Below are 21,680 nucleotides of genomic sequence, written 5' to 3'. Positions count from 1 at the left end.
GTTGGTGGGCTGGGATGAGCTATGGGCAGCAGCCGGAGCGGCGCTACAACCCGACCCGGAAGATGGAGCAACCCGGATCCGACCGCAGGCCGCCGACGTACCGACCGGAACCCGCGGTGCCGAAGTACCAGCCCGACCACGCTGGCGCCTTCCAGGTTCCGCGCGGTCAGCAGCCCGCTCGGCCGTCGCGGCCCGCTGGTCCGCCGCAGCCGCCGCCCGGACCGCCCGGTCCGTCGGGGCACAAGCCGTACGGCACCCCGCCACCGCCCCCGCGCCGCCGCAGGCGCAAGGGCCGCATCGCGCTGATCGCGCTGGCGGTCGTCGTCGCGCTGCTCGGCGGGCTGTGGATCTACCTGGAGAACGCGCTGAACCGGGTCGAGGCGCTCACCGACTACGAGGGCCGCCCGGCCGCGGGCGCGGGCACCAACTGGCTGATCGTCGGGTCCGACAGCCGCGAGGAGCTCTCCGCCGAGGACGAGGCGCGGCTGGCCACCGGTGACGCCAAGGGCAAGCGCACCGACACGATCATGCTGATGCACCTGCCGGACAACGGCACCAAGCCGACGCTGGTGTCGCTGCTGCGCGACTCGCTCGTGGAGATCCCCGGCAAGGGCCAGAACAAGCTCAACGCCGCGTTCGCCTTCGGCGGCGCGCCGCTGCTGGCCAAGACCGTCGAGCTCTCGACCGGCCTGCGCCTCGACCACTACATCGAGATCGGCTTCGGCGGCTTCGCCAACGTCGTCGACGCCGTCGGCGGGGTCGAGATGTGCCTGGCCGCGCCGATCGACGACCCGCTCGCGGGCATCAACCTCCCGGCGGGCTGCCAGGAGTTGGACGGTGCCAACGCGCTCGGCTACGTCCGCACCCGCAAGGGGCCGCGCGCCGACCTGGACCGGGTGATCCGCCAGCGCGAGTTCATCGGCGCGCTGACCGACAAGGCCACCAGCTTCAGCACCCTGGTCAACCCGTTCCGGCTGTTCCCGCTGCTGTCGAGCGCCCCGGACGCGGTCACCCTCGACGAGGGCGACCACCTGCACAACCTGCCCGGCCTGGCCTTCGCGATGGGCGCGGGCGACGGGCTGACCACCACGACGGTGCCCTTCAGCGGCTCCAAGAGCGTCAAGGGCGTCGGGTCGGCGATCCTGTGGGACAAGACCAAGTCGGCCAAGCTGTTCGAGGCGCTGCGCACCGACGCCGAGGTGCCCGCGGACGTCATCGTGGCCCCGCCGAAGTAAGGGGACTGGGCCGTTCGGGTGCGCCGGGGTGGGGTCCCGCGCACCTGTTCTGGTGACGGAGGGCTGCCCTACCCTCGCCGTCGGCGACCGAGACCCGGTCGCCGACTAGGAGGAACCCCGTGAAGTCCCTGCTCACCCGCGGCATCGTCGCCGCGGCGCTGGCGGTCTCGGCCGCCGTGGTGGTCCCCGGAGCGGCCTCGGCCGCCACCGAGCCGCCGCCCAAGGTGACCAAAGGCCCGTGCCAGTACACCGAGACCCCGGAGGACCCGGCCGCGCGCCCGGTGCCGCTGCCCAGGGACCCCAAGCGCACCCCCAACCGCGGCACGGTCAAGGTCGACCTGCCCACCAGCCAGGGCCACATCGGCCTGACCCTGGACCGGGCGAAGGCGCCCTGCACGGTGCAGAGCTTCCTGCACCTGGCCGAGCACCGGTTCTACGACTTCACCACCTGCCACCGGCTCACCGCCTACCCCACCCTCAAGGTCCTGCAGTGCGGCGACCCCAAGGACAACGGCGAAGGCGGCCCCGGCTACAAGTACAAGGACGAACTCCCCACCGACCTGCCCAACTGGCCCGGTGACACCACCGGCACCCGCAAGGTCTACGGCCGAGGCCTCCTGGCCATGGCCAACGCCGGACCCGCCACCAACGGCAGCCAGTTCTTCCTGGTCTACGGCGACTCCCGCCTCCTGCCGAACTACACGGTCTTCGGCACCGTGGACACCCGCGGCCTGACCACCCTCGACAAGGTCGCCGCGGGCGGCATCCAGCCCACCTCTGACAACCCGGCCCCCGTCGACGGCACCCCGGTGAAGACCACCAAGATCCTGCGCGTGCACACCCCCTGCTGACCCAACAGCCGCGGCGGGGCACCCACCCCGCCGCGGTGGGCATGCCCCTGAAGATCCCCTGCTACGGTCGCCTTCCGGCACATGTTCTCGGGGGCGCTCATGGCCAAGCGGCTTCGATTGGCACGCCCGCGAGCAGCAACCACCCGACTCCGACAGCAATGCCAGCCACTGGACACTCGGAACAGCCGGTGCCAAACCAACCCACCGAGCCAGCCCACCCAAAGCAACCACTGGACACTCGGAACTTCCGGTGCCAACTGCTCGATGGGGCGGACTTGTTTTGTGTGGGGTGGCGGCAGTCGTAGCCTTGCCTCGCTGCAGGGCCATGCTTTTCGGCCCCGGCTTTTGCGGTCCTGCCACGGCTGGTGCAGGGGCCCCGCGCAAAACAAGTTCGCCCCATCGAGCACACCCACATCCCACGGATCCAGCGCAATGCCGAAGGCGAGCCGACCCCGAAGCCGCTGGTGCCACAGCTTCCGGCTACTCCTCGAAACGCTCCCCGCACTCGTCGACACCCGCCCAGAGGTCCAGGTTCGGTTGAGTGGTGAGCTGCGGAGACCCCCGCAGCCAGCAGGAATTGCTGCGCGTTAAGCGGGCCGAGTATGCACGCGGCCGTGAACTGAGTGAGCTCGCTGCCTGGCTCTACCCGGAGTCCGTGCGCGGTCCCGGCTGGCGTCAGGCGAGTAGTTGTTCGCGCAGGATGTCGGCGTGGCCGTTGTGGTGGGCTAGTTCGCGGAGGACCTGGAGGTACACCCAGCGCAGGGTGCGCGGACCCGAGCGGTGGCCGGTGACGACGGTGTCCAGGGGGAGGTTGGCGACTGTGTTCCGGGCGGTCGCGCAGGCTTGGTGGTAGGCGGCGGTGATCGAGGCGATGGTGTCGTCGTCGGTCAGCCGGAAGGAGTCGTCTGGGGTCATGACCAGGTCCAGTTCGCCCCGGGGCGTGCCACCGACGCATTCTTCGAACCACACGCGCTGCATCCAGGTGACGTGTTTGAGCAGCCCGAGCAGGGTGGTCGCCGAGGGCACGAGCCGACGGCGGGCCTGCTCCTCGGTCACGCCGTGCAGGGTGGCCGCCATGGCGTCGCGGTAGTCCTCGACCAGGGCCCGCAGCTGCGTTCGCTCGTCCGCCAGCGGTACGTCGAACCAGTCCACCGCACTCCTCCTAAGCCGTGCGGGAGAGCCGTTCGCGCAGGACTTCCAGGGCCTTGTCCGCGTGTACCGCCATCCGCAGTTCGCTCTTGATAGCCGCCAGTACCGTGCGGTCGGTGTCGATGACGAAGGTCATGCGCTTGGTCAGCAAGGGGCCGAAGCGGCGGCGGACGCCGAACTCGGTGGCTACCGTGCCGTCCGGGTCGGCCAGGAGGGGGAAGTCGAAGGAGTTGATTTCCGAGAACTGGGCCTGCTTGGCGACGCTGTCCGGGCTGATCCCCACGCGGTGCGCGCCGACCTCGGCGAACTCGGCCGCCAAGTCCCGGAAGTGGCAGCTCTCGGCGGTGCAGCCACCGGTCATCGCGGCGGGGTAGAAGAAGAGGACGACCGGGCCGGTTTCCAGCCAGTCGCTGAGTGTGCGCGACGTTCCGGTTTCATCGGTCAGGGTGAAATCCGGTGCGGTGTCGCCCGTCTTCATGCGCGCGGTCCTCTCTTGGGCGGCAGCGGGAAGAACCCGCTGGTGCGTGCCACGTAGTCGGCGTAGCCGGGGCGGCTCGACGACAGGTGCCGCTCGGTCAGGGGTTTTCCGGTGCCCTTGGCGAGCAGGTAGGTCATGAGTACCGGCGACGCCAGGGTGGCGGCGCCGAGCCACGAGTGGCACGCGGTGAGGTACACGCCCCACCACACGCACGCGTCGCCGAAGTAGTTGGGGTGGCGGGTGTAGCGCCAGAGCCCGGTGTCGAGAACGGTCCCCTTGTTCGCCGGGTCGGCGGTGAAGCGGGCCAGTTGCCAGTCTCCCACGGCCTCGAAACCGAAGCCGACCGCCCACACCGCGACACCCAGGTAGGCCAGCACACCGAAGTCCCCGTACAGCGCCGCCTGCAAAGGCAGCGACACGAACCACATGATGGCCGCCTGCGGGAGGAACACCCGCCGCAGCATGTGCCACCGGGGATCGCCCTTGGCGTCGCTGAGGATCTTGACGTACCTGCGGTCCTCGGGCTTGCCGCGATTGCGGTGGTGGATGTGCGCGGAGAGCCGAACACCCCAGACGACCACCATCGCCGCGACCGTCAACCGCAGCGCCAAGTCCCCTGTGGACACGAAGAACCCCGCCACCGCGATGGCCGCGAAACCCAGACCCCAGATGGAGTCGATCGTGTCGTAGCGGCCCCGGGCAGCACTGACCGCGAAGGTCGCGCCAATGACCACGACGACGACCGCGAGACTCAAGAGCAGGATCACACCGACTCCGACGCGAGGAGTTCCGACCGCGTACGAGGCATCCCAGCGCTACCAGCCACAGTTGGCCTAACCGCGAGCACCTGATGCACCCCGACCCGATTCTCGGCGAACGCCAACGCACTTCCCGCCATGTAGAGCCGCCACACGCGCGCAGTGGTCTCACCCGCCAACGCGACCAGCTCGTCCCACCGCGACTCCAGCGTCTTACCCCACGCCTGGCACGTCCACACGTAGTGCTCGCGGAACGCCTCCACGTCGCGGACCTCCAGGCCCGCCTGCTCCAGCATGTCGACAGTCTGCCCAACCGGGCGCATGTTCATGTCCGGCGCGATGTAGGTCTCGATGAACGACCCGCCGCCCTGCTCCACCGCGCCCCGCGACATCTGCTGCAGCAGCAACCGCCCCTGCGGCTTGAGCATCCGGAACAGCGTCGCGGCGTACAGGGGGTAGTTCTCGGCGCCGACGTGCTCGCCCATCTCCAGGGTCCCGATCGCGTCGAACGGCTCGTCGGCCAGTTCGCGGTAGTCCTGCAGCCGCACCTCCACCTGCTCCGCGAGCCCCTCGGCGGCGATCCGCGCGAGCACGAACTCCCGCTGCTCCCGCGACAGCGTGATCGCGGTGACCCGCGCGCCGTGGTGCTTGGCGGCGTGGATCGCCAGCGAACCCCACCCGCAACCCACGTCCAGCATCCGTGTCCCCGGCCGCAACCCCAGCTTCACGCAGACGAGTTCCAGCTTGTCGCGCTGGGCGTCCTCGACGGTGTACTCGGGGGCGTCGGAGGTCCAGTAGCCGCACGAGTAGGCCATGTTGGGGTCGAGGATGCGCTCGTAGAACGCGTTGGACATGTCGTAGTGGTGGGCGATCGCGGCCTGGTCGCGGTCGCGGCTGTGCTTGCGGCCCGAGAGCCTGGCCTCCTCCGCGGGCGGCTTCGGCCTGAGGCCGACCAGACCCAACCGGATGCCCACCGAGACCAGCGAGAGCTTGTCCCGGGTGGACAGTTTGCGCAGCGCGCCCTCGCGGGTCAGCGCCCAGAACCGCCCCAGCGCCTCGCCGAGGTCGCCCTCCACGTCCAACTCGCCGGACACGTACGCGCGCGCCAGTCCCAGCTCGTCGGGGTTCCACAGCAGCCGCCGCAGCGCCAGCCGGTCGCGCACCACCACGACCGGACCGCCCGCGGGACCGGCTTCGCTGCCGTCCCACGCGCGCAGCCGGATCGGCAGCGCCGCGCCGAGCGCCCGCTCGACGACCTGCACGAGCACCGGGGCGACTGGGGATGTGGCCACGCGCGACTCCCATCTTCAGGTGAAACCGACCACCGGTCATTCGGTCTCGGCGAAGCCGGGGATGGGTCCGGCGTGGCAGCATTGCCCCGCGTGAACACCGCTGTCGCCCGGGGTGACCGGCTGGCCAAAGTGATCACCGAGGTGCTCTCGCCCGCGGTGGTCGTCCTCGTCCTCCCGCTGGTGGTCGCCTGGACCGCGACCGGGCACGACCCGGCGCTGACGCTGCTGTGGGGCCTGGAGGTGGCGCTGTTCTCCAGCGTGCTGCCGATGGTCTTCATCATCCGCGGCGCCCGCTCCGGCCGGTGGGACACCCACCACGTGCGCGACCGCGAGCACCGGCTGGTGCCGCTCGCCGTCGGGCTGGCGTCCACCGCGGTCGGCATCGGGATCCTCGTCGTCGCCGACGCGCCGCGGCAGGTGCTGGCGCTGTCGCTGGCGATGTTCGCGACCCTCGCGGTGTGCGTGGCCATCACCCAGCGCTGGAAGATCTCGCTGCACGCGGCCGTGGCCGGGGGAGCGGTCGCGATGGTGACCCTGCTGCACGGGCCGTGGTCGCTGGTGCTGGTCGTCCTCGTCGCGCTGGTCTGCTGGTCGCGGGTGGTGCTCGGGGACCACACGGTCGCGCAGGTGGTGGCCGGTGCCGTGGTCGGGCCGCTGGTGGGTGGGCTGGTGTTCCTCGCCGTCACCTGACCGGGTCATATGACGCAGAGTGGAGCCGCTGCACGGCCGTCACTCGATTGGCGGGTATCAGCTGAAGACGCTTCAGGTTCCGCCGGAGTGGTCGATGGGATACCAGTGGTCTCGGCGGATCCGGGAGGCGTTCTTGGGTGACGAGTCGGCGCGCTTGGCCGCGTTGCACGAGTACGGGGTGCTCGACACCCCCGCTGACGCTGAGCTGGCCGCGGTGGTCCGGGTCGCCGCTGTGCTGGCCGGGGTGCCGACGGCCACGCTGAACCTGCTCGACGAGCACCGCCAGTGCCAGCTGACCACGGTCGGCTTCGAGGGCGCCGACTCCGCCCGCTCCGACTCGATGTGCCAGGTCGTGGTGGACACCGGGCTGCCGGTGCACGTCGCGGACGCCAGCCTCGACCACCGGTTCGCCGCCAACCCGTGGGTCACCGGGCAGCTGGCCAGGGTCCGCGGCTACGCCTCGGTCCCGCTGATCACCCCCGACGGCCACGTGCTGGGCACCCTGTGCGCGTTCGACACCATGGCCCGCGAGTTCACCGACACCCAGATCACGGCGATGGAGGACCTGGCGACGGTCGTGCTCGCCCTGTTCGAGCGGCGCAAGCAGGCCAGGACCACCGCCGCGCTGGCGGTCGAGGCCCAGGCCGCGCGGACCCTCGCCGAGGGCTACGCGGGCCAGGTGGAGGCCCGCCAGGAGTTGACCGACGCCGTGCACGAGTCGATCGACGTGGCCATCGTGGTCTGCGACGAGACCGGGCGGCTGAGCATGTTCAACCGGGCCGCCCGCGAGTGGCACGGCCTCGACCCGGACGCGGGCCTGGACTCCGCGGACTGGGCGGGCCGCTACAGCCTGTTCGCCCGCGACGGCCGCACCCCGCTGGCCGTGCCGGAGATCCCGCTGTTCCGCGCCCTGCACGAGGGCAAGGTCGTCGACCAGGAGATCGTCATCGCCAGGGTGGGCCGCCCCCCGGTGCGGGTCGTGTGCACCGGCCGGGCGATGCGCCGCGCCGACGGCAGCCTGCTCGGCGCGGTCGTGGCGATGAGCGACGTCACCGTGGAACGGGCCCAGCGCCGCGAACTGGCCGACCGCGAGCGGCTGCTGACCACCGTGCTCGACACCGCGCAGGACGCGTTCGTGGTCACCGACCCCGACGGCGTGGTCACCCGCTGGAACCCGGCCGCCGAGGCGATGTTCGGCTGGACCTCGATCGAGGCGGTCGGCAGGCGGCTGGAGGAGCTCGTCTTCCCGCAGCGCGCCGACGGCGAGAGCCTGCTCGCCCGCGCCGCCCTGGGCAGCACCCGGCTGGTGCGCGTGCCCGCCCGCCGCCGCGACGGCACCGGGCTGCTGGTGGAGCTGAGCCTGGCGCCGTTCACCTGGCAGGGGGAGAAGCGCTTCCACGCGTTCCTGCGCGACGTCACCGAACGCGAGGCCGCCAGGGAGCGGCTGGCGATGGCCAACAGCGAACTGGCCGCCGCCAACGACGAGCTCGACCGGTTCACCGCGATGGTCGCCCACGACCTGAAGTCGCCGCTGACGGCGATCTCCGCCTACGCCGAGGTGTTCGCCGATTCGGCCGAGCACGGCCCCAGCGAGGCCAAGGCGATCTCGGCGATCACCCGCGCCGCGCACCGCATGACGTCCATGATCGACGACCTGCTCGACCACGCGCGCGCCTGCCACGAGCCGCTGAGCCTGCGCTCCCTCGACCTCGACACCGTCGTCGACGACCTGGCCGCCGAACTGCGCGCCGCCCGCGACCACGTCACCATCACCCGCGACCACCTGCCCGCCGTCCCCGCCCACCCGACCCTGCTGCGCCAGGTCATGGCCAACCTGCTGGGCAACGCCGTGAAGTACGTGGCCCCCGGCGTCGACCCGCGCGTGCACGTCAGCGCCGAGACGACCGACGGCTGGGTCACCCTCCGAATCACCGACAACGGCATCGGCATCAGCGAGGAGTCCAGGGACAAGGTCTTCGCCCTCTTCCACCGAGAACACGCCGGAGCGGGCTACCAGGGCACCGGCATAGGCCTCAGCACCTGCAAACGCATCATCGACCGCCACGGCGGCCGGATCTGGATAGAACCCGCCCCCGGCGGCGGCACCCGAGCCTGCTTCACCATCCCGTCCCGCAGCCACACAGCGCCCCCTCAGCGCGCGGGCGACGACCGGCAGGCGGTCCACCGCACCTGACCGTCGGGTGTACGGTTTGCGCCGTGCGCAGACGGATCGCTTCGGTCGGGCAGGTGACGATCTCGGTGGAGCGCACCGAGAAACCGTGGGATCTCGGGGTAGACGCCCTGGTCGTCACGGTCGGCGCGGAGCTCGGCCAAGTCGGCGTCGCCCTCGCCAGGCACAACGAGGAGTTCGAACGGCTGGCACAGCCCGCTTTGCTGAAAGACGTCAATACGGACCGCCCGGTTACCCTCCGGGTCAATTCCCTTGGGCGTGTCCAGATGGTGGTCTTGGCGACACCGCATGACCGTTTCGGACGGGTGTCGGAGGTGTCGGTCGAGTTGGCCATCCGATCCGCGATCCGTGAGGTCATCATGTATAGAGCGCAGGAAGTAGCGCTGCCGTTGATGGCGGCAGGCGAAATCAGCGGGGCGCCGGAGGACATCATCTATCCCGTCATGAGGGCGATACGCGACGCGGTCCCTGACATTCCCACCCCACGCTTGCGCGAGGTCGTGCTGTTCGGCCAGGACCAGTGGGTCGACAACGTCCACCAACGGGGCCAGCGCCGCAGGCGGGCCAAGCCGGATTCGGTGTCGGCTGAGTTGGCGGGTGGGGCGAGTACCGATCTGGTCGATCCGAACAAGGCGATCCCGCTCGGGCGTGACCGGCTCGGTGTCGGTACCTACGCGGCCATGCTCGCCGCCGTGATCGCGGACCGGACGACCGAGACCCCGTTGTCCGTCGGGGTGTTCGGCCCTTGGGGGAGTGGGAAGAGCTTCTTCATGGGGCTCGTGCACGGCCAGATCGACGCCCTGTCGCGTGAGGGGCGGTACTGCACCAACGTCACGCAGATCGGTTTCAACGCGTGGCACTACGCGGAAGCCAACCTCTGGGCGAGCCTCGCCGACGTGATCTTCGCGGGGCTCGCGGGCACCGGGCCGTACCGGGACGAGCTGAGTCGGGAGCTCGCCAAGGCCGATCGGCTGCGCGAGGACCTGGTGGCCACGAGCGAGCGTGCGCGGGCCGAGGTGACCCAGTTGAAGGCCGAAATCGACCAGGCGGACGCCAAGCACGTGTCGGGTGCCCGCGAGGTGCTGGCCGCGTTGAGCCAATCCAAGCTCGTGAAGCAGAAGGCCGACGCCACGTGGCGGCATCTCGGGGTCGCCGACGAGGTTGAACAGGCGCGGCTGCTGTCGGCGCAATTGCGTGACGTCCACGGGGATGTGGTGGCGGTGCGCGAACTCGCCCGCACCCGTCGGGGCAGGACGGCGTTGTGGGCTGCCGCCGCCGTTCTCGGTGTCAGTGCGGGTGCGGCCTTGCTCGTTCCGGTCGCGACGATGCTCGGTGGTGCGGTCAGTGCCGTGATCGCGGCCTTCGGCATCAGTGCGCTCGCCCGGGCCAGGAAGGGGATCGGCGAACTGCGCAGGCTCGGCGAGGACCTCCGGGCGGGCCTGGCCACGCCCGAATCCGTGGCGCTGATGGACAAGTTGCGCGCGGCCGAGGCCGAGCAGGAGGTCGCCACCGCCCGCCTCGACGAGGTGGTCGCGCGGATCGGCGAACTGGGCAAGCGGCTGGTCGACACCGACCCGGGGCGGCGGGTGGCGACGTTCGTCGCCGACCGGGCGGACGGCGACACCTACACCCGCGGTCTCGGCGTCGTTTCCACGCTGCGCAAGGACTTCGAGCAGTTGGTGGCGCTGCTCGCCCAGTGGCGGGCCACCCCGGTCGGCGGTCAGCGGCCGGTCGACCGGGTCGTGCTCTACATCGACGACCTGGACCGGTGCCCACCGCGGCAGGTCGTCGAGGTGCTCGAAGCCGTGCACATCCTGCTCGCCATGGACCTGTTCACCGTCGTGATCGGCGTCGACCCCGGGTGGCTGCGGCGCTGCGTCGAGGCGCGCTACGCCGACGTGCTCGGCGCGGCCACCCCGGCCGACTACCTGGAGAAGATCATCAACATCCCGTTCACCCTGCCGCCGATGGCGGGCGGGAGCCTGGGCACCCTGCTGCGCTCCATGGTCCCCGTCGCGGTTGTCCCCGCCGAGGAGGTGGCCGCCGAAGCAGGCGCCGACCCCGCGCCGTCCGTGACCGCGGTCGAGCTCACCGCGGAGCCGGGATCCGAAATCAGTGCGGATCTCCCGAACGACCCGCCGCTCGCGCTCACCGAACGCGAACTGGACCTGCTCACCGCGCTCGACCCGCTGATCACCACCCCCCGAGCGGCCAAGCGGCTGCTCAACACCTACCGGATGGTCCGCGCGACGAGGGACCTCACCGACGCCGCGACCTTCCTCGGCGACGAGGCGACACCAGGTGACCACCAAGCGGTCATCGTGCTGCTCGGCATCATCGCGGCAGTCCCCGCACTGGTCGACGAGGTGTTCTCCGCGCGACCGTCCCCGTCGGGCGCGGGCGGACTGCTGCACCGCGACCCGACAAGCCAGTGGCGCGACTTCGTCGCGGATCTGCTCCCGGTGGACGGGCGTTGTGCGGTGGTGGGTGTTGTGTCGCCTGAGCGGACGGAGTCGTGGACGCGGCTGCACGCCGGCCTGGGTTCGGTGACGGAGTTGGTCGCCTTGCCCACGATGGAGCGCTTCCAGGTCTGGGCACCACACGTGCGGCGGTTCAGCTACGCCTGACTTGGCAGTCGGTGCGGTCGAGCGGGTGCAGGCGTGGGCGTGCACGTCAGCCTGGGCCCGGTGGCCGAGCTTGTCACCAGGCCCACGGTGGGGCGGTTTCACGTCCGCGCACCGCAGGTGCGGTGGCTCGGCCACGCCCGGTGCCGTCGGGGCGGTGGTCCACGCCGTAAGCGGCGCGAGGGCAAGTCGTGTCGTCCGGGCGGGTTGTCGACGCGCCCGCACGCCAGCCTGGTTTGGTGGCGGAGTTGGTCGCCTTGCCGACGGTGGAGCGGTTCCAGGCCTGCGCCGCATGCGCGGCGGGTCGGCGGCGCCTGATTCGGTAGTCGGTGCCGTCGAGGCGGGCGGTCCACGCCGTGATGGGCGTCGTGCGAGGGCGGGTGTCGTGTCGCCCCATCTGGGGCCACGCCTGATTCAGTAGTCGGTGCGGTCTAGGCGGGTGGTCCAGGCGGTGAAGGGGGCTGATTCGGTGCCGGGGCGCAGTTGGTCGACCTTGAGGGGCCAGGTGTCGCGGGGGCGGCCGAGCACGTCGTAGAACTCTCGGTCGGCGAAGCCCGCTTGTTCGGCGTCGTCGCGGTCGGCGGCGTAGATGACCTGGTCGAGGCGGGCCCAGAGGGAGGCCGAGAGGCACAGGGGGCAGGGTTCGCAGGAGGACACCAGCAGGCACCCGTGCAGCCGGAAGTCGCCGAGGGCCCGGCAGGCGGCGCGGATGGCGACGACCTCGGCATGGGCGGTGGGATCGGTGTCGGCGGTCACCCGGTTCACGCCCCTGGCGATCACCTCGTCGCCGCGCACGACCAGGGCGCCGAACGGGCCGCCGCCCGCGGCGACGTTGGTGGTGGCGAGGTCGATGGCCTCGGTCAGCCAGCGCTCGACGGTCATCGCAGGGTCCGGCTGCGCCCGCGGAACTCGGCCACGACTTCATCCTCCCGGGTGACGGTCACGTCGTAGATGCCGCTGCGGCCGTAGACCGTGCGCTCGGTCGCGGTCGCCACCAGCTCGTCGCCGAGGCGGACCGCGGCGACGAAGGTGATCTCGGCGCCCGCGGCGACGGTGACCGGGCCGTGGCTGTTGCACGCGCAGGCGAACGCGGTGTCGGCCAGCAGGAACACGTACCCGCCGTGGCCGATGCCGTGCCCGTTGACCATGGTCTCGGTGATCAGCATGGCGGCGCTGGCGCGACCGGGGCCCGCGTCGAGCAACCGGATGCCCAGGGCGCTGGAGGCGAGGTCGTCGGCGAGCATCCTCGCCACCGGTTCGGGTACCACCGAACCATCCTATGCCCGTAAGCTCAACCACACGGTACTTGCCCGTCCGAAAGTAGGACGTCAAACTATTCCGGTACGTCCCACACCCGGGAGGCCCCATGTCCGCCGAGCTGTACCGACCGGCCAACCCGGTCCGGTTCGTCACCGCGGCCAGCCTGTTCGACGGCCACGACGCGGCCATCAACATCATGCGCCGGATCCTGCAGACGCAGGGCGCCGAGGTGATCCACCTCGGGCACAACCGCTCGGTGCGGGAGGTGGTCGCCGCCGCCGTCCAGGAGGACGTGCAGGGCGTGGCCATCAGCGCCTACCAGGGCGGGCACGTCGAGTACTTCAGCTACCTGGTCGAGCTGCTCGCCGAGCGCGGCGCGGGCCACGTCAAGGTGTTCGGCGGGGGCGGCGGCGTCATCGTGCCCGAGGAGATCCGGCTGCTGCACTCGCGCGGCGTCGCCAGGATCTTCTCCCCGGAGGACGGCCAGCGGCTCGGCCTGGCCAAGATGATCAACTCGATGGTCGAGGCCTGCGACTTCACCCCGCCTGGCGAGTTCACCCGCGAGGCGCTGCTGGCTGGCGACCACGCGGCCCTGGCGAAGGCCGTCACCAGGATCGAGGCGGGCACCCTGCCCGAGGACGTGCGCGCCACGCTCACAGGCGATCGCGCGGTCCCCGTGCTGGGCATCACCGGCACCGGCGGCTCCGGCAAGTCCTCGCTGACCGACGAGCTGGTCCGCCGCCTGCGCCTGGACCAGCAGGACAAGCTGCGGATCGCGGTCATCGCCGTCGACCCGACCCGCCGCCGCGGCGGCGGCGCGCTGCTGGGCGACCGGATCCGGATGAACTCGCTGGAGGGCGACCGGGTCTTCTTCCGCTCGCTGGCCACCCGCGGCGCCGGGTCCGAGGTGCCCGAGGGGCTCGCCGACGCGATCGCCGCCGCCAAGGCCGCAGGCAACGACCTGGTCATCGTGGAGACCCCCGGCATCGGCCAGGGCGACGCCGCGATCGTGCCCTACGTCGACGTCTCGCTGTACGTGATGACGCCGGAGTTCGGCGCCGCCTCGCAGCTGGAGAAGATCGACATGCTCGACTTCGCCGACGTGGTGGCGATCAACAAGTTCGAGCGCCGCGGTGCCGAGGACGCCCGCCGCGACGTCGCCCGCCAGCTGGTGCGCAACCGCGAGGCGTTCGGCAAGTCCTGGGAGGACATGCCGGTCTACGGCACCAGCGCGGCCACCTTCAACGACGACGGCGTCACCGCGCTCTACCAGGCGCTGCGCGAACTGCTGGCGGACAAGGGCGTCGCGTTCGGCGACGGCGCGCTCCCGCACGTCGAGGGCAAGGTCTCCACCTCGGCCGCCACCGTCGTCCCGGCCCAGCGCGCCAGGTACCTGTCCGACATCGCCGACACCGTCCGCGGCTACCACCGCAAGACCGACCAGCAGGTCGAGGCCGTGCGCGAGCACTCGGCGCTCTCCTTGGCGCGCAAAGCGATCGAGCTGGCCGGTTCGTCCACTGAGGACCTTGATCGGCTGGTGGCCGAGGCGCAGCGCCGGGTCGACCGCGACACCGAGGACCTGCTGGCCGCGTGGCCGTCCACAGTGGAGCAGTACCGGGCCGAAGAGCTCGTGGTGAAGGTCCGCGACAAGGAGCTGCACACCCAGCTGTGGCGGGAAACCCTGTCCGGCAACAAGGTCCCCCGGGTTGCGCTGCCCCGCTACGACGAGCAGACCTCGCTGACCCGGTTCCTGCGCAAGGAGAACCTGCCCGGCTCGTTCCCGTTCACCGCGGGCGTCTTCCCGTTCAAGCGCGAGGGCGAGGACCCGGCGCGCATGTTCGCCGGTGAGGGCGACGCGTTCCGCACCAACCGCCGGTTCAAGCTGCTGTCCGAGGGCAACCCGGCCACCCGGCTGTCCACCGCGTTCGACTCGGTGACCCTCTACGGCCGCGACCCCGACACCCCGCCGGACGTCTACGGCAAGATCGGCACCTCCGGCGTGTCCATCGCCTCGCTCGAGGACATGAAGGCGCTCTACGACGGCTTCGACCTCACCGCGCCGACCACCTCGGTGTCGATGACGATCAACGGCCCGGCGCCGACGATCCTGGCGTACTTCCTCAACACCGCCATCGACAAGCGGGTCGAGGCGTTCGTCGCCGCCGAGGGCAGGCAGCCCACCGACGACGAGCGCGTCGAGTTGACCGCGTGGGCGCTGGCCAACGTGCGCGGCACCGTGCAGGCCGACATCCTCAAGGAGGACCAGGGCCAGAACACCTGCATCTTCTCCACCGAGTTCAGCCTGCGGATGATGGCCGACATCCAGGAGTGGTTCATCCGCAACAAGGTCCGCAACTTCTACTCGGTGTCCATCTCCGGCTACCACATCGCCGAGGCCGGGGCGAACCCGATCAGCCAGCTCGCCTTCACCCTGGCCAACGGGTTCACCTACGTCGAGTCGTACCTGGCCCGCGGCATGGACATCGACGACTTCGCGCCGAACCTGTCGTTCTTCTTCTCCAACGGCATGGACGCCGAGTACTCGGTGATCGGCCGGGTCGCCCGCCGGATCTGGGCGGTGGCGATGAAGGAGCGCTACGGCGCGGCGGAGCGGTCGCAGAAGCTCAAGTACCACGTGCAGACCTCCGGGCGCTCGCTGCACGCCCAGGAGATGAACTTCAACGACATCCGCACCACGCTGCAGGCGCTGTGCGCGCTCTACGACAACGCGAACTCGTTGCACACCAACGCCTTCGACGAGGCGATCACCACACCGACCGAGTCGTCGGTCCGCCGCGCGATGGCCATCCAGCTCATCATCAACAAGGAGTGGGGCCTGTCGATGAACGAGAACCCGCTGCAGGGTTCCTTCGTCATCGACGAGCTGACCGACCTGGTCGAGGAGGCCGTGCTCACCGAGTTCGACCGCATCTCCGACCGCGGCGGCGTGCTCGGCGCCATGGAGACCGGCTACCAGCGCGGCCGCATCCAGGACGAGTCGATGCTCTACGAGCACCGCAAGCACGACGGCACCCTGCCGCTCATCGGCGTCAACACCTTCCTGCCAGCCAAGGGCGAGGAGGACGGGGTCGTGGAGATCGAACTGGCCAGGGCCACCGAGGACGAGAAGCGCTCGCAGGTCGAGCGCACCCGCGACTACCAGCAGCGCCACCGCGACGAGGCCACCGCGGCCCTGGCCAGGCTGCGCGAGGTCGCCGCCTCCGACGGCAACGTGTTCGACGTGCTGATGGCCGCGGCCAGGGTGTGCACCCTCGGGCAGATCACCGAGGCGTTCTTCGAGGTCGGTGGGCAGTACCGGCGCAATGTGTGATCCTGGTTCCGTGGCGGGTTTCGGTGAGCGAAGGGGTAGTGCGGGTGAGTGAGATCAGCCGGGTCGGCGTGGTCGGGGCGGGCCTGATGGGCTCGGGCATCGCGGAGGTGTGCGCGCGGGCGGGCCTGGACGTGGTGGTCGCCGAGGTCAGCAGCGGCGCGCTGGACGCGGGCCGGGCGCGGATCGAGGCGTCCCTGGCGCGCGGCGTGCGCAACGGCAAGCTGGCCGAGGACGAGCGCGACGCCGCGCTGGCCAGGCTGCGGTTCAGCACCGACCTCGGCGAGTTCGCCGACCGCCAGCTCACCATCGAGGCGGTCGCGGAGAACGAGCAGGTCAAGACCGAGGTCTTCACCACCCTCGACAAGGTCGTCGAAGACCCGGACGCCATCTTCGCGTCCAACACGTCCTCCATCCCCATCATGAAACTGGGCATGGCGACGACGCGGCCGCAGGCGGTCATCGGGGTGCACTTCTTCAACCCGGTCCCGGTCCTCAAACTCGTCGAACTGGTCCCGTCCCTGCTCACCGGCGACGACACCCGCGACCGCGCGAAGGTGTTCGTCGAGGACGTGCTGGGCAAGCAGGTCATCCTGTCGCAGGACCGGGCCGGGTTCGTGGTCAACGCCCTGCTGATCCCGTACTTGCTCTCGGCGATCCGCATGATGGAGTCCGGCTTCGCCTCAGCCGAGGACATCGACAACGGCATGGTCCTCGGCTGCGCCCACCCCATGGGCCCCCTCCGCCTGACCGACCTCATCGGCCTCGACACCACCAAGGCCATCGCGGACTCGCTCTACGCGGAGTTCAAGGAACAGCTGTACTCGGCGCCCCCACTGCTGCTGCGCATGGTCGACGCAGGCCTCCTCGGCAAGAAGAGCAAGCGCGGCTTCTACCAGTATCAGTAACACTCTCTCCCGCCACCCGCCCCCTCATCCCCGCCCGGCATCGTCCCCGACTTTGGGTGGGCGGGCTCGGGTGTGAGGGCGGGGTGTGGGGGTTGGGGGTGTGCGGGGCGGGGTGTGGGTGGGGTACGGGTCAGGTCAGGATGGTGGCGTCGTTCAGGACTAGGGGTTCCCACTTGTCGGCTCCGGTCTTGCCGTGGCAGGGGTCTACGCCGGTGAAGACCCGGCCGCCGATGCGGACCCGCACGTGGCGCGCGTGCCAGTCGACCGTGGCGCGCTGGCGGACCCGGCCCGCGCAACGCCACTGCCGGTCGGTGTACCGCACGAGCGCCGAATGCCCGTGGACCTGGCCGAACGGCACGACGCCGCGGTAGGCCAGCCACGGTTCGTGCAGGGCCGCGCCCGACTCCGCCCACAGCGGACCGGCCCGCTCGTCCCGACCGTGCGCGCCGACCTCCCAGATCAGCGGTGGCCGCTGGTTCAACAACGCGGCGGCCTCGGCGGCTGAACCCGGCTCGCCCAGTTCCTGCCACGCCGCCACCGTCAGCCCGGCGTGCGTCACCAACAGCTCGTCCCCGTCGGCGGTCCGCACCGCAGAGGCCACCCCGAACCGCTCTGCCGACCACCACTCACGCAGCCGCGCCACCTCGTCCCCGGCCAGCGGTTCCGGCCAGAACACGGTGTTGCCGGGCAGGTATTGCGCTTCGTGGTTGCCCAGCAGCTGGACCCACCGGCCAGCGACACGCTCCACTTCGTCCAGCACGGCCACGCTGTCCGGCCCCCGGTCGACAAGATCCCCGACCTGCACCACCGTCAGATCCTCGGGTAGTCGCGAATCCCGCGCTCCCAACCACCGCAGCACCCAGCGCAGCTGTTCCGAGTGCCCACCGACGTCCCCCACGATGGCGATTCGTCCCACGGCCACCTCCCCCCGCCAAAGTACCCAAGGCGGGCTTGTGACTGTCCGTGAGATGGGTGGGAGCGCTCCCTTCTCTTTCGTGTGAAGAGTGGTCGCTGGTATCGCGAGATCGGGGGGTGGGTGGGGAAGGTGGTTGCCGTTGTGTGGAGGGGTTCACGCTGAGGTGACGTGATGGGTGGGGTTGTGGGGGGTCTGCCTGAGGGGGTCTCCTGGGCTGGGCCGGTGGACCTGCCGTTGGCGGGGGAGATCGATGTGCAGGCGGCCTGTGGGGTGATGCACGTGCACGGGCGGCGGTTCGGGGGGCCTCGGCGGCTGGACCTCAACTACACGTGCATCGTGGCCAGCGAGCTGGGGGAGACGGGGGCCGCCGCTGTGCGGGTGGGGCGGGCCAGGGGGATGGCGTTGCGGGGGATGAGCACGTCCGCGGCGCAGGCTGGGTTGTTGGCGGTGTCGCGGTACTTGGCGGCGGCTACTGGTGGTGGGGGCGAGGACATCCCGGGGCCGGGTGGGGCGCCGCTGGTTTCGGTGGAGGGGGTCGGGTACGAGGTCGAGGCCGTGGACGCGGTGGTGTGGCGGCGGTTCTGGGCCGCGCTGGGGGCGGACGCGGGTGCGGTGGCGGCTGGGTGGCCGTTGTTCGCGCGGCGGACGCAGACGGCGGCGTGCCCGTTGCCTGCGGAGCTCGGTCGGGTCGCCGCGCGGACGTCGATCGGGGTGACCGAGCGGTGCGCGCGCGACACGGGCATGGCCGTGGTGCGGGTCGCGCACCCGCCGATCGACGACCTCGCGCCCTACAGCGCGCGGCCGCTGGAGGCCGTCGGCGCGGACCTCCCGCCCGCCGGGCCGCTGCCGCTGTCGGGGCTGCGCGTGGTCGAGTGCTGCCGCCGCGACCACGGGATGATGGCCGGGCACCTGCTGGGGTTCCTCGGTGCGACCGTGGTCCGGGTCGTGCCAGACCGGCACGCCGACTCCACCGCGGTGCTCAACCGGGGCAAGCGGGTCGTCGCGGCCGACCCGGCGACGGTCGCGGGGCGGCGGGTGCTGCGGGACCTGGTCGCGGCGGCCGACGTGTTCACCCACGACTGGCCGCCGGACAAGGCGCGGGCGTGGTCGCTGGACGCGGCCGGGGTGAGCGGGGTCCGCCCCGGGATCGTGCACGCGCACGCCACCGACTGGGGGTCCGCGCTCGGGCGCTGGCCGCCGCCGGGCACCGACCCGGTGGTGCAGGCCTACGCGGGCGTGCCGCCGACCCTGCTGCCGGTCGTCGCGGTGTTCGCCGGTGTCGTGCTCACCCGTGCGGTCACCACCGCGCTGGAGGGTCGGGTCGAGCACGGTCGGGGCCACCGGGTCGAGTCGTCGCTGGCCGCCGCGGCCGCCCGGCTCAACGCCCGCCGAGGTGCCTGCACGGCGCCGTTGTCGGTCCCGGTCTGCACCGATCTCGCCGAGCTGGCCGACGACCCCAGGTTCGCCAAGGCGCTGACCCGGGACGGGTGTGTGGTCCCGGTGAGCCCGTGGACCTTCCACTAGCGTCCACACGCGACAGCGGATGGCTACCGGCGGGTGCTACTGAACAGTTGCCGAAGTCGCTGGCACGTAACACTTTCGGTGAGAAATCCATCACAGGCCCCGTGCTACCCGGGGGTAGTTGACCACAGTGACCCGGTGACAGTCATCGGTTTGCGCCAGCGCCAAGGGGCGGCGGGTGCCCGCGTCGTCGGCCTCGGCGCCTACCGCCCGAGCACCGCCGTGGGCAGCGCCGAGATCGCCGCCCGGTTCGGCCGCACCGGCGACTGGATCCGGGAGCGGACCGGCATCGTCTCGCGCCGCGTGGTCAAGGGCGAGGGCCTGGAGGTCATGGCGGTCACCGCGGGCACCAGGGCGCTGACCCAGGCGGGCCTGCACGCGAGCGAGGTGGACTTGGTCGTCGTGGCCACCTGCAGCGCGGGCAACCCGGTGCCGGTGCGCGCGGCGAGCGTGGCCAAGGCGCTGGGCTCCTCGGCGGCCGCCGCGTTCGACCTCAACGCCGCCTGCTCCGGCTTCTGCTACGCCCTCGCCGTCGCCTCCGACGTCGTGCGCGCCGGGTCGGCGGCCAAGGTGCTGGTGATCGGCACCGAGACCATGTCGGCCTGGGTCGACCCCGCCGACTTGGGCACCTCGATCATCTTCGCCGACGGCGCGGGCGCCGCGGTGGTGGTCGCGGCCGACGAGCCGGGCATCGGGCCGATCGTGTGGGGCAGCGACGGCGCGGGGGCGGCGGCCGAGCTGATCGAGATCCCGCGCGGCGGCCGGATGCGCATGCAGGGCCAGGCGGTGTTCCGCTGGGCCACCACCGAGATCCACCCGATCGCCCGGTTGGCCTGCGAGCGCGCGGGCATCACCCCGGCCGACCTGGCCGCGATCGTGCCGCACCAGGCGAACCTGCGCATCATCGAGGCCATCGCGCGCAAGCTCGACGCGCCGAACGCGGTGATCGCCAGGGACGTGGTCGAGGCGGGCAACACCTCGGCGGCCTCGATCCCGATGGCCATGGAGCGGCTGCTGGCCGAGGGGCAGGTCGAGCCGGGCGGGTTGGCGCTGCTGGTGGGGTTCGGCGCCGGGCTGACCTACGCGGCGCAGGTGGTCCGGTTGCCCGCCCGCGTTCCCGCAGTCGTCTAGCGCACCACCTGCTGGTACCAGAAGTAGGAGTCCTTCGGGGTGCGCCGCTGCGTGGCGTAGTCGACGTGGACGAGGCCGAAGCGCTCGCGGTAGCCCGCCGCCCACTCGAAGTTGTCGGTGGCCGACCACGCGAAGTAGCCGCGCACGTCGGCGCCCGCCGCCATCGCGGCGGCCAGCGCCGTGAGGTGGCTTTCGTGGTACGCGACCCGCTCCGGGTCCGGGACACGGCCGTCGACGGGATCCGGGTCGTGGTAGGAACACCCGCTCTCGGTGATGTGGATCGGGGGCAGCGCGTCGCCGTAGCGTTCGGTGAAGGTCGCGACGATCTCGCGCAGTCCATCGGGAACGACCGGCCACCCGAAGTCGGTGACGGGGTACCCGGTGATCGGCTGCGGCGCGAACGGCAGGCCGGGCGGGAGCATAGCGCCCTCGACCACCTGCGCCGAGTCCGTTGTGGACTGGCCGACCAGGGTGGGCTGGTAGTAGTTGATCCCGTAGAAGTCCAGTGGCTCGGAGATCACCTTCAGGTCCTCGACCACCGGTCCCGGCATGGCGGCCGCCAACTCCGGAGCGGGGTACGTGCCGCGCAGGACCGGATCGGCGAACAGCCAGTTGACGATGGTGTCGTAGGTCTGCGCGGCATTGGTGTCCACTTCGGACTCGCTGGCCGACCACACCGGACCGTGGTTGTTGGCGATGCCGATCCCCGTGCACCCCGCCGCGCGCAGTGCCTGCACCGCGCGGCCGTGCCCGAGTAGCAGGTGGTGCACGACCGGCAGCGCGCCGAACCCGAGGGACTTGCCTGGCGCGTGGTTGCCCAGCGCGTAGCCGAACATCGTGACCACAACGGGTTCGTTGAGCGGCATCCACAGCCGCACGCGGTCCTTGAGCCGTTCGGCCACAACGGCCGCGTAGTCGGCGAACCGGTCCGCCGTGTCGCGCTCGAGCCACCCGCCCGCGTCCTCGACAGCCTGCGGGGTGTCCCAGTGGAAGAGGGTGACCGCCGGTTCGATCCCGGCCGCGTGCAGCTCGTCGACGAGTCGGTCGTAGAAGTCCAGTCCCTCCGGGTTGACCACGCCCCCCGGCATCACCCTGGGCCAGGACACGGAGAACCGGTACGCGCCAACCCCGAGGTCGCGCAGCAGGGCGACGTCCTCGCGGTAGCGGTGGTAGTGGTCGGTCGCGACCGACCCGGTGTCGCCGTCGCGGATCCGGCCCGGCTCCGCGCAGAACGTGTCCCACACCGACGGTGCCCGCCCACCCTCGGCGACAGCACCCTCGACCTGGTAGGCCGCCGAGGCGACACCCCACAGGAAATCGGCCGGGAAACCGGGGAACGGCATGCGGG

17 protein-coding genes are annotated in these 21,680 nt (G+C 71.1%); 9 read left to right on the top strand and 8 right to left on the bottom strand.

What is annotated here, in order from left to right:
- Nucleotides 1-14 precede the first annotated feature (14 nt).
- Nucleotides 15-1,235 (top strand): LCP family protein, encoded by a 1,221-nt coding sequence (locus JOD54_RS27075; protein ID WP_204454525.1) that lies wholly within the window; start codon nt 15-17, stop codon nt 1,233-1,235.
- A gap of 158 nt (nt 1,236-1,393) precedes the next feature.
- Complete coding sequence (locus JOD54_RS27070; RefSeq protein WP_239575407.1) at nt 1,394-2,086, top strand: peptidylprolyl isomerase; 693 nt, start codon at nt 1,394-1,396, stop codon at nt 2,084-2,086.
- Nucleotides 2,087-2,761: 675 nt separating this feature from the next.
- Here the strand turns inward: JOD54_RS27070 and JOD54_RS27065 are convergent.
- The 4 genes from JOD54_RS27065 to JOD54_RS27050 are packed head-to-tail and all read right to left on the bottom strand — an operon-like array spanning nt 2,762 to nt 5,763.
- Nucleotides 2,762-3,238 carry a DinB family protein gene (locus JOD54_RS27065; protein ID WP_204454521.1) on the bottom strand — a complete coding sequence of 159 codons (477 nt, stop codon included), beginning with the start codon at nt 3,236-3,238 and terminating at the stop codon, nt 2,762-2,764.
- Nucleotides 3,239-3,248: 10 nt separating this feature from the next.
- Nucleotides 3,249-3,713 carry a peroxiredoxin gene (locus tag JOD54_RS27060; protein ID WP_204454519.1) on the bottom strand — a complete coding sequence of 155 codons (465 nt, stop codon included), beginning with the start codon at nt 3,711-3,713 and terminating at the stop codon, nt 3,249-3,251.
- The gene (locus tag JOD54_RS27055; protein WP_204454517.1) at nt 3,710-4,480 is read right to left on the bottom strand and encodes a DUF1295 domain-containing protein; all 771 of its coding nucleotides are present in this window, start codon (nt 4,478-4,480) and stop codon (nt 3,710-3,712) included. Before JOD54_RS27055 ends, JOD54_RS27060 begins: the two co-directional genes overlap by 4 nt.
- Entirely contained in the window at nt 4,477-5,763 is a 1,287-nt protein-coding gene (locus tag JOD54_RS27050) for a class I SAM-dependent methyltransferase (protein WP_307860313.1), read from the bottom strand. The genes JOD54_RS27055 and JOD54_RS27050 overlap by 4 nt, the downstream gene beginning before the upstream one ends.
- Before the next feature lie 90 nt (nt 5,764-5,853).
- Between JOD54_RS27050 and JOD54_RS27045 the strand changes: the two genes are divergently transcribed.
- The 3 genes from JOD54_RS27045 to JOD54_RS27035 all read left to right on the top strand — a co-directional run bounded on the left by JOD54_RS27045 (nt 5,854) and on the right by JOD54_RS27035 (nt 11,271).
- Nucleotides 5,854-6,453, top strand: a complete 600-nt coding sequence (locus tag JOD54_RS27045) for a hypothetical protein (RefSeq protein ID WP_307860311.1) — start codon at nt 5,854-5,856, stop codon at nt 6,451-6,453.
- 94 nt (nt 6,454-6,547) lie between these two features.
- Complete coding sequence (locus tag JOD54_RS27040; protein WP_204454514.1) at nt 6,548-8,647, top strand: GAF domain-containing sensor histidine kinase; 2,100 nt, start codon at nt 6,548-6,550, stop codon at nt 8,645-8,647.
- 23 nt (nt 8,648-8,670) lie between these two features.
- Nucleotides 8,671-11,271, top strand: a complete 2,601-nt coding sequence (locus JOD54_RS27035; RefSeq protein ID WP_204454512.1) for a P-loop NTPase fold protein — start codon at nt 8,671-8,673, stop codon at nt 11,269-11,271.
- A 411-nt stretch (nt 11,272-11,682) separates the two neighbouring features.
- Here JOD54_RS27035 and JOD54_RS27030 read toward each other — a convergent pair whose 3' ends face one another.
- Nucleotides 11,683-12,150 (bottom strand): nucleoside deaminase, encoded by a 468-nt coding sequence (locus JOD54_RS27030; protein ID WP_204454510.1) that lies wholly within the window; start codon nt 12,148-12,150, stop codon nt 11,683-11,685.
- Nucleotides 12,147-12,512 (bottom strand): hydroxyphenylacetyl-CoA thioesterase PaaI, encoded by a 366-nt coding sequence (gene paaI, locus JOD54_RS27025; RefSeq protein WP_204456663.1) that lies wholly within the window; start codon nt 12,510-12,512, stop codon nt 12,147-12,149. The genes JOD54_RS27030 and paaI overlap by 4 nt, the downstream gene beginning before the upstream one ends.
- Before the next feature lie 122 nt (nt 12,513-12,634).
- On the opposite strand from paaI, the gene icmF reads away from it, so the two are divergent.
- Nucleotides 12,635-15,859: a fused isobutyryl-CoA mutase/GTPase IcmF gene (gene icmF, locus JOD54_RS27020; protein WP_204454508.1), complete on the top strand. Its 3,225-nt coding sequence runs from the start codon at nt 12,635-12,637 to the stop codon at nt 15,857-15,859.
- Between the two features lie 44 nt (nt 15,860-15,903).
- Nucleotides 15,904-16,764: a 3-hydroxybutyryl-CoA dehydrogenase gene (locus JOD54_RS27015; protein WP_204454506.1), complete on the top strand. Its 861-nt coding sequence runs from the start codon at nt 15,904-15,906 to the stop codon at nt 16,762-16,764.
- 130 nt (nt 16,765-16,894) lie between these two features.
- On the opposite strand, the gene JOD54_RS27010 is transcribed toward JOD54_RS27015, so the two are convergent.
- Complete coding sequence (locus JOD54_RS27010; RefSeq protein WP_204454504.1) at nt 16,895-17,680, bottom strand: metallophosphoesterase; 786 nt, start codon at nt 17,678-17,680, stop codon at nt 16,895-16,897.
- A 171-nt stretch (nt 17,681-17,851) separates the two neighbouring features.
- Between JOD54_RS27010 and JOD54_RS27005 the strand changes: the two genes are divergently transcribed.
- Both JOD54_RS27005 and JOD54_RS27000 read left to right on the top strand, forming a co-directional pair.
- Entirely contained in the window at nt 17,852-19,204 is a 1,353-nt protein-coding gene (locus tag JOD54_RS27005) for a CoA transferase (RefSeq protein ID WP_204454501.1), read from the top strand.
- Nucleotides 19,205-19,339: 135 nt separating this feature from the next.
- The gene (locus tag JOD54_RS27000) at nt 19,340-20,332 is read left to right on the top strand and encodes a beta-ketoacyl-ACP synthase 3 (RefSeq protein WP_204454499.1); all 993 of its coding nucleotides are present in this window, start codon (nt 19,340-19,342) and stop codon (nt 20,330-20,332) included.
- Here the strand turns inward: JOD54_RS27000 and JOD54_RS26995 are convergent.
- Entirely contained in the window at nt 20,329-21,675 is a 1,347-nt protein-coding gene (locus JOD54_RS26995; RefSeq protein WP_204454497.1) for a GH1 family beta-glucosidase, read from the bottom strand. The genes JOD54_RS27000 and JOD54_RS26995 overlap by 4 nt on opposite strands.
- Nucleotides 21,676-21,680 lie beyond the last annotated feature (5 nt).

It is taken from the genome of Actinokineospora baliensis (assembly GCF_016907695.1).
GTDB classification, from domain to species: Bacteria; Actinomycetota; Actinomycetes; order Mycobacteriales; family Pseudonocardiaceae; genus Actinokineospora; species Actinokineospora baliensis.
This window is presented reverse-complemented; position numbering and strand designations above follow the sequence as displayed.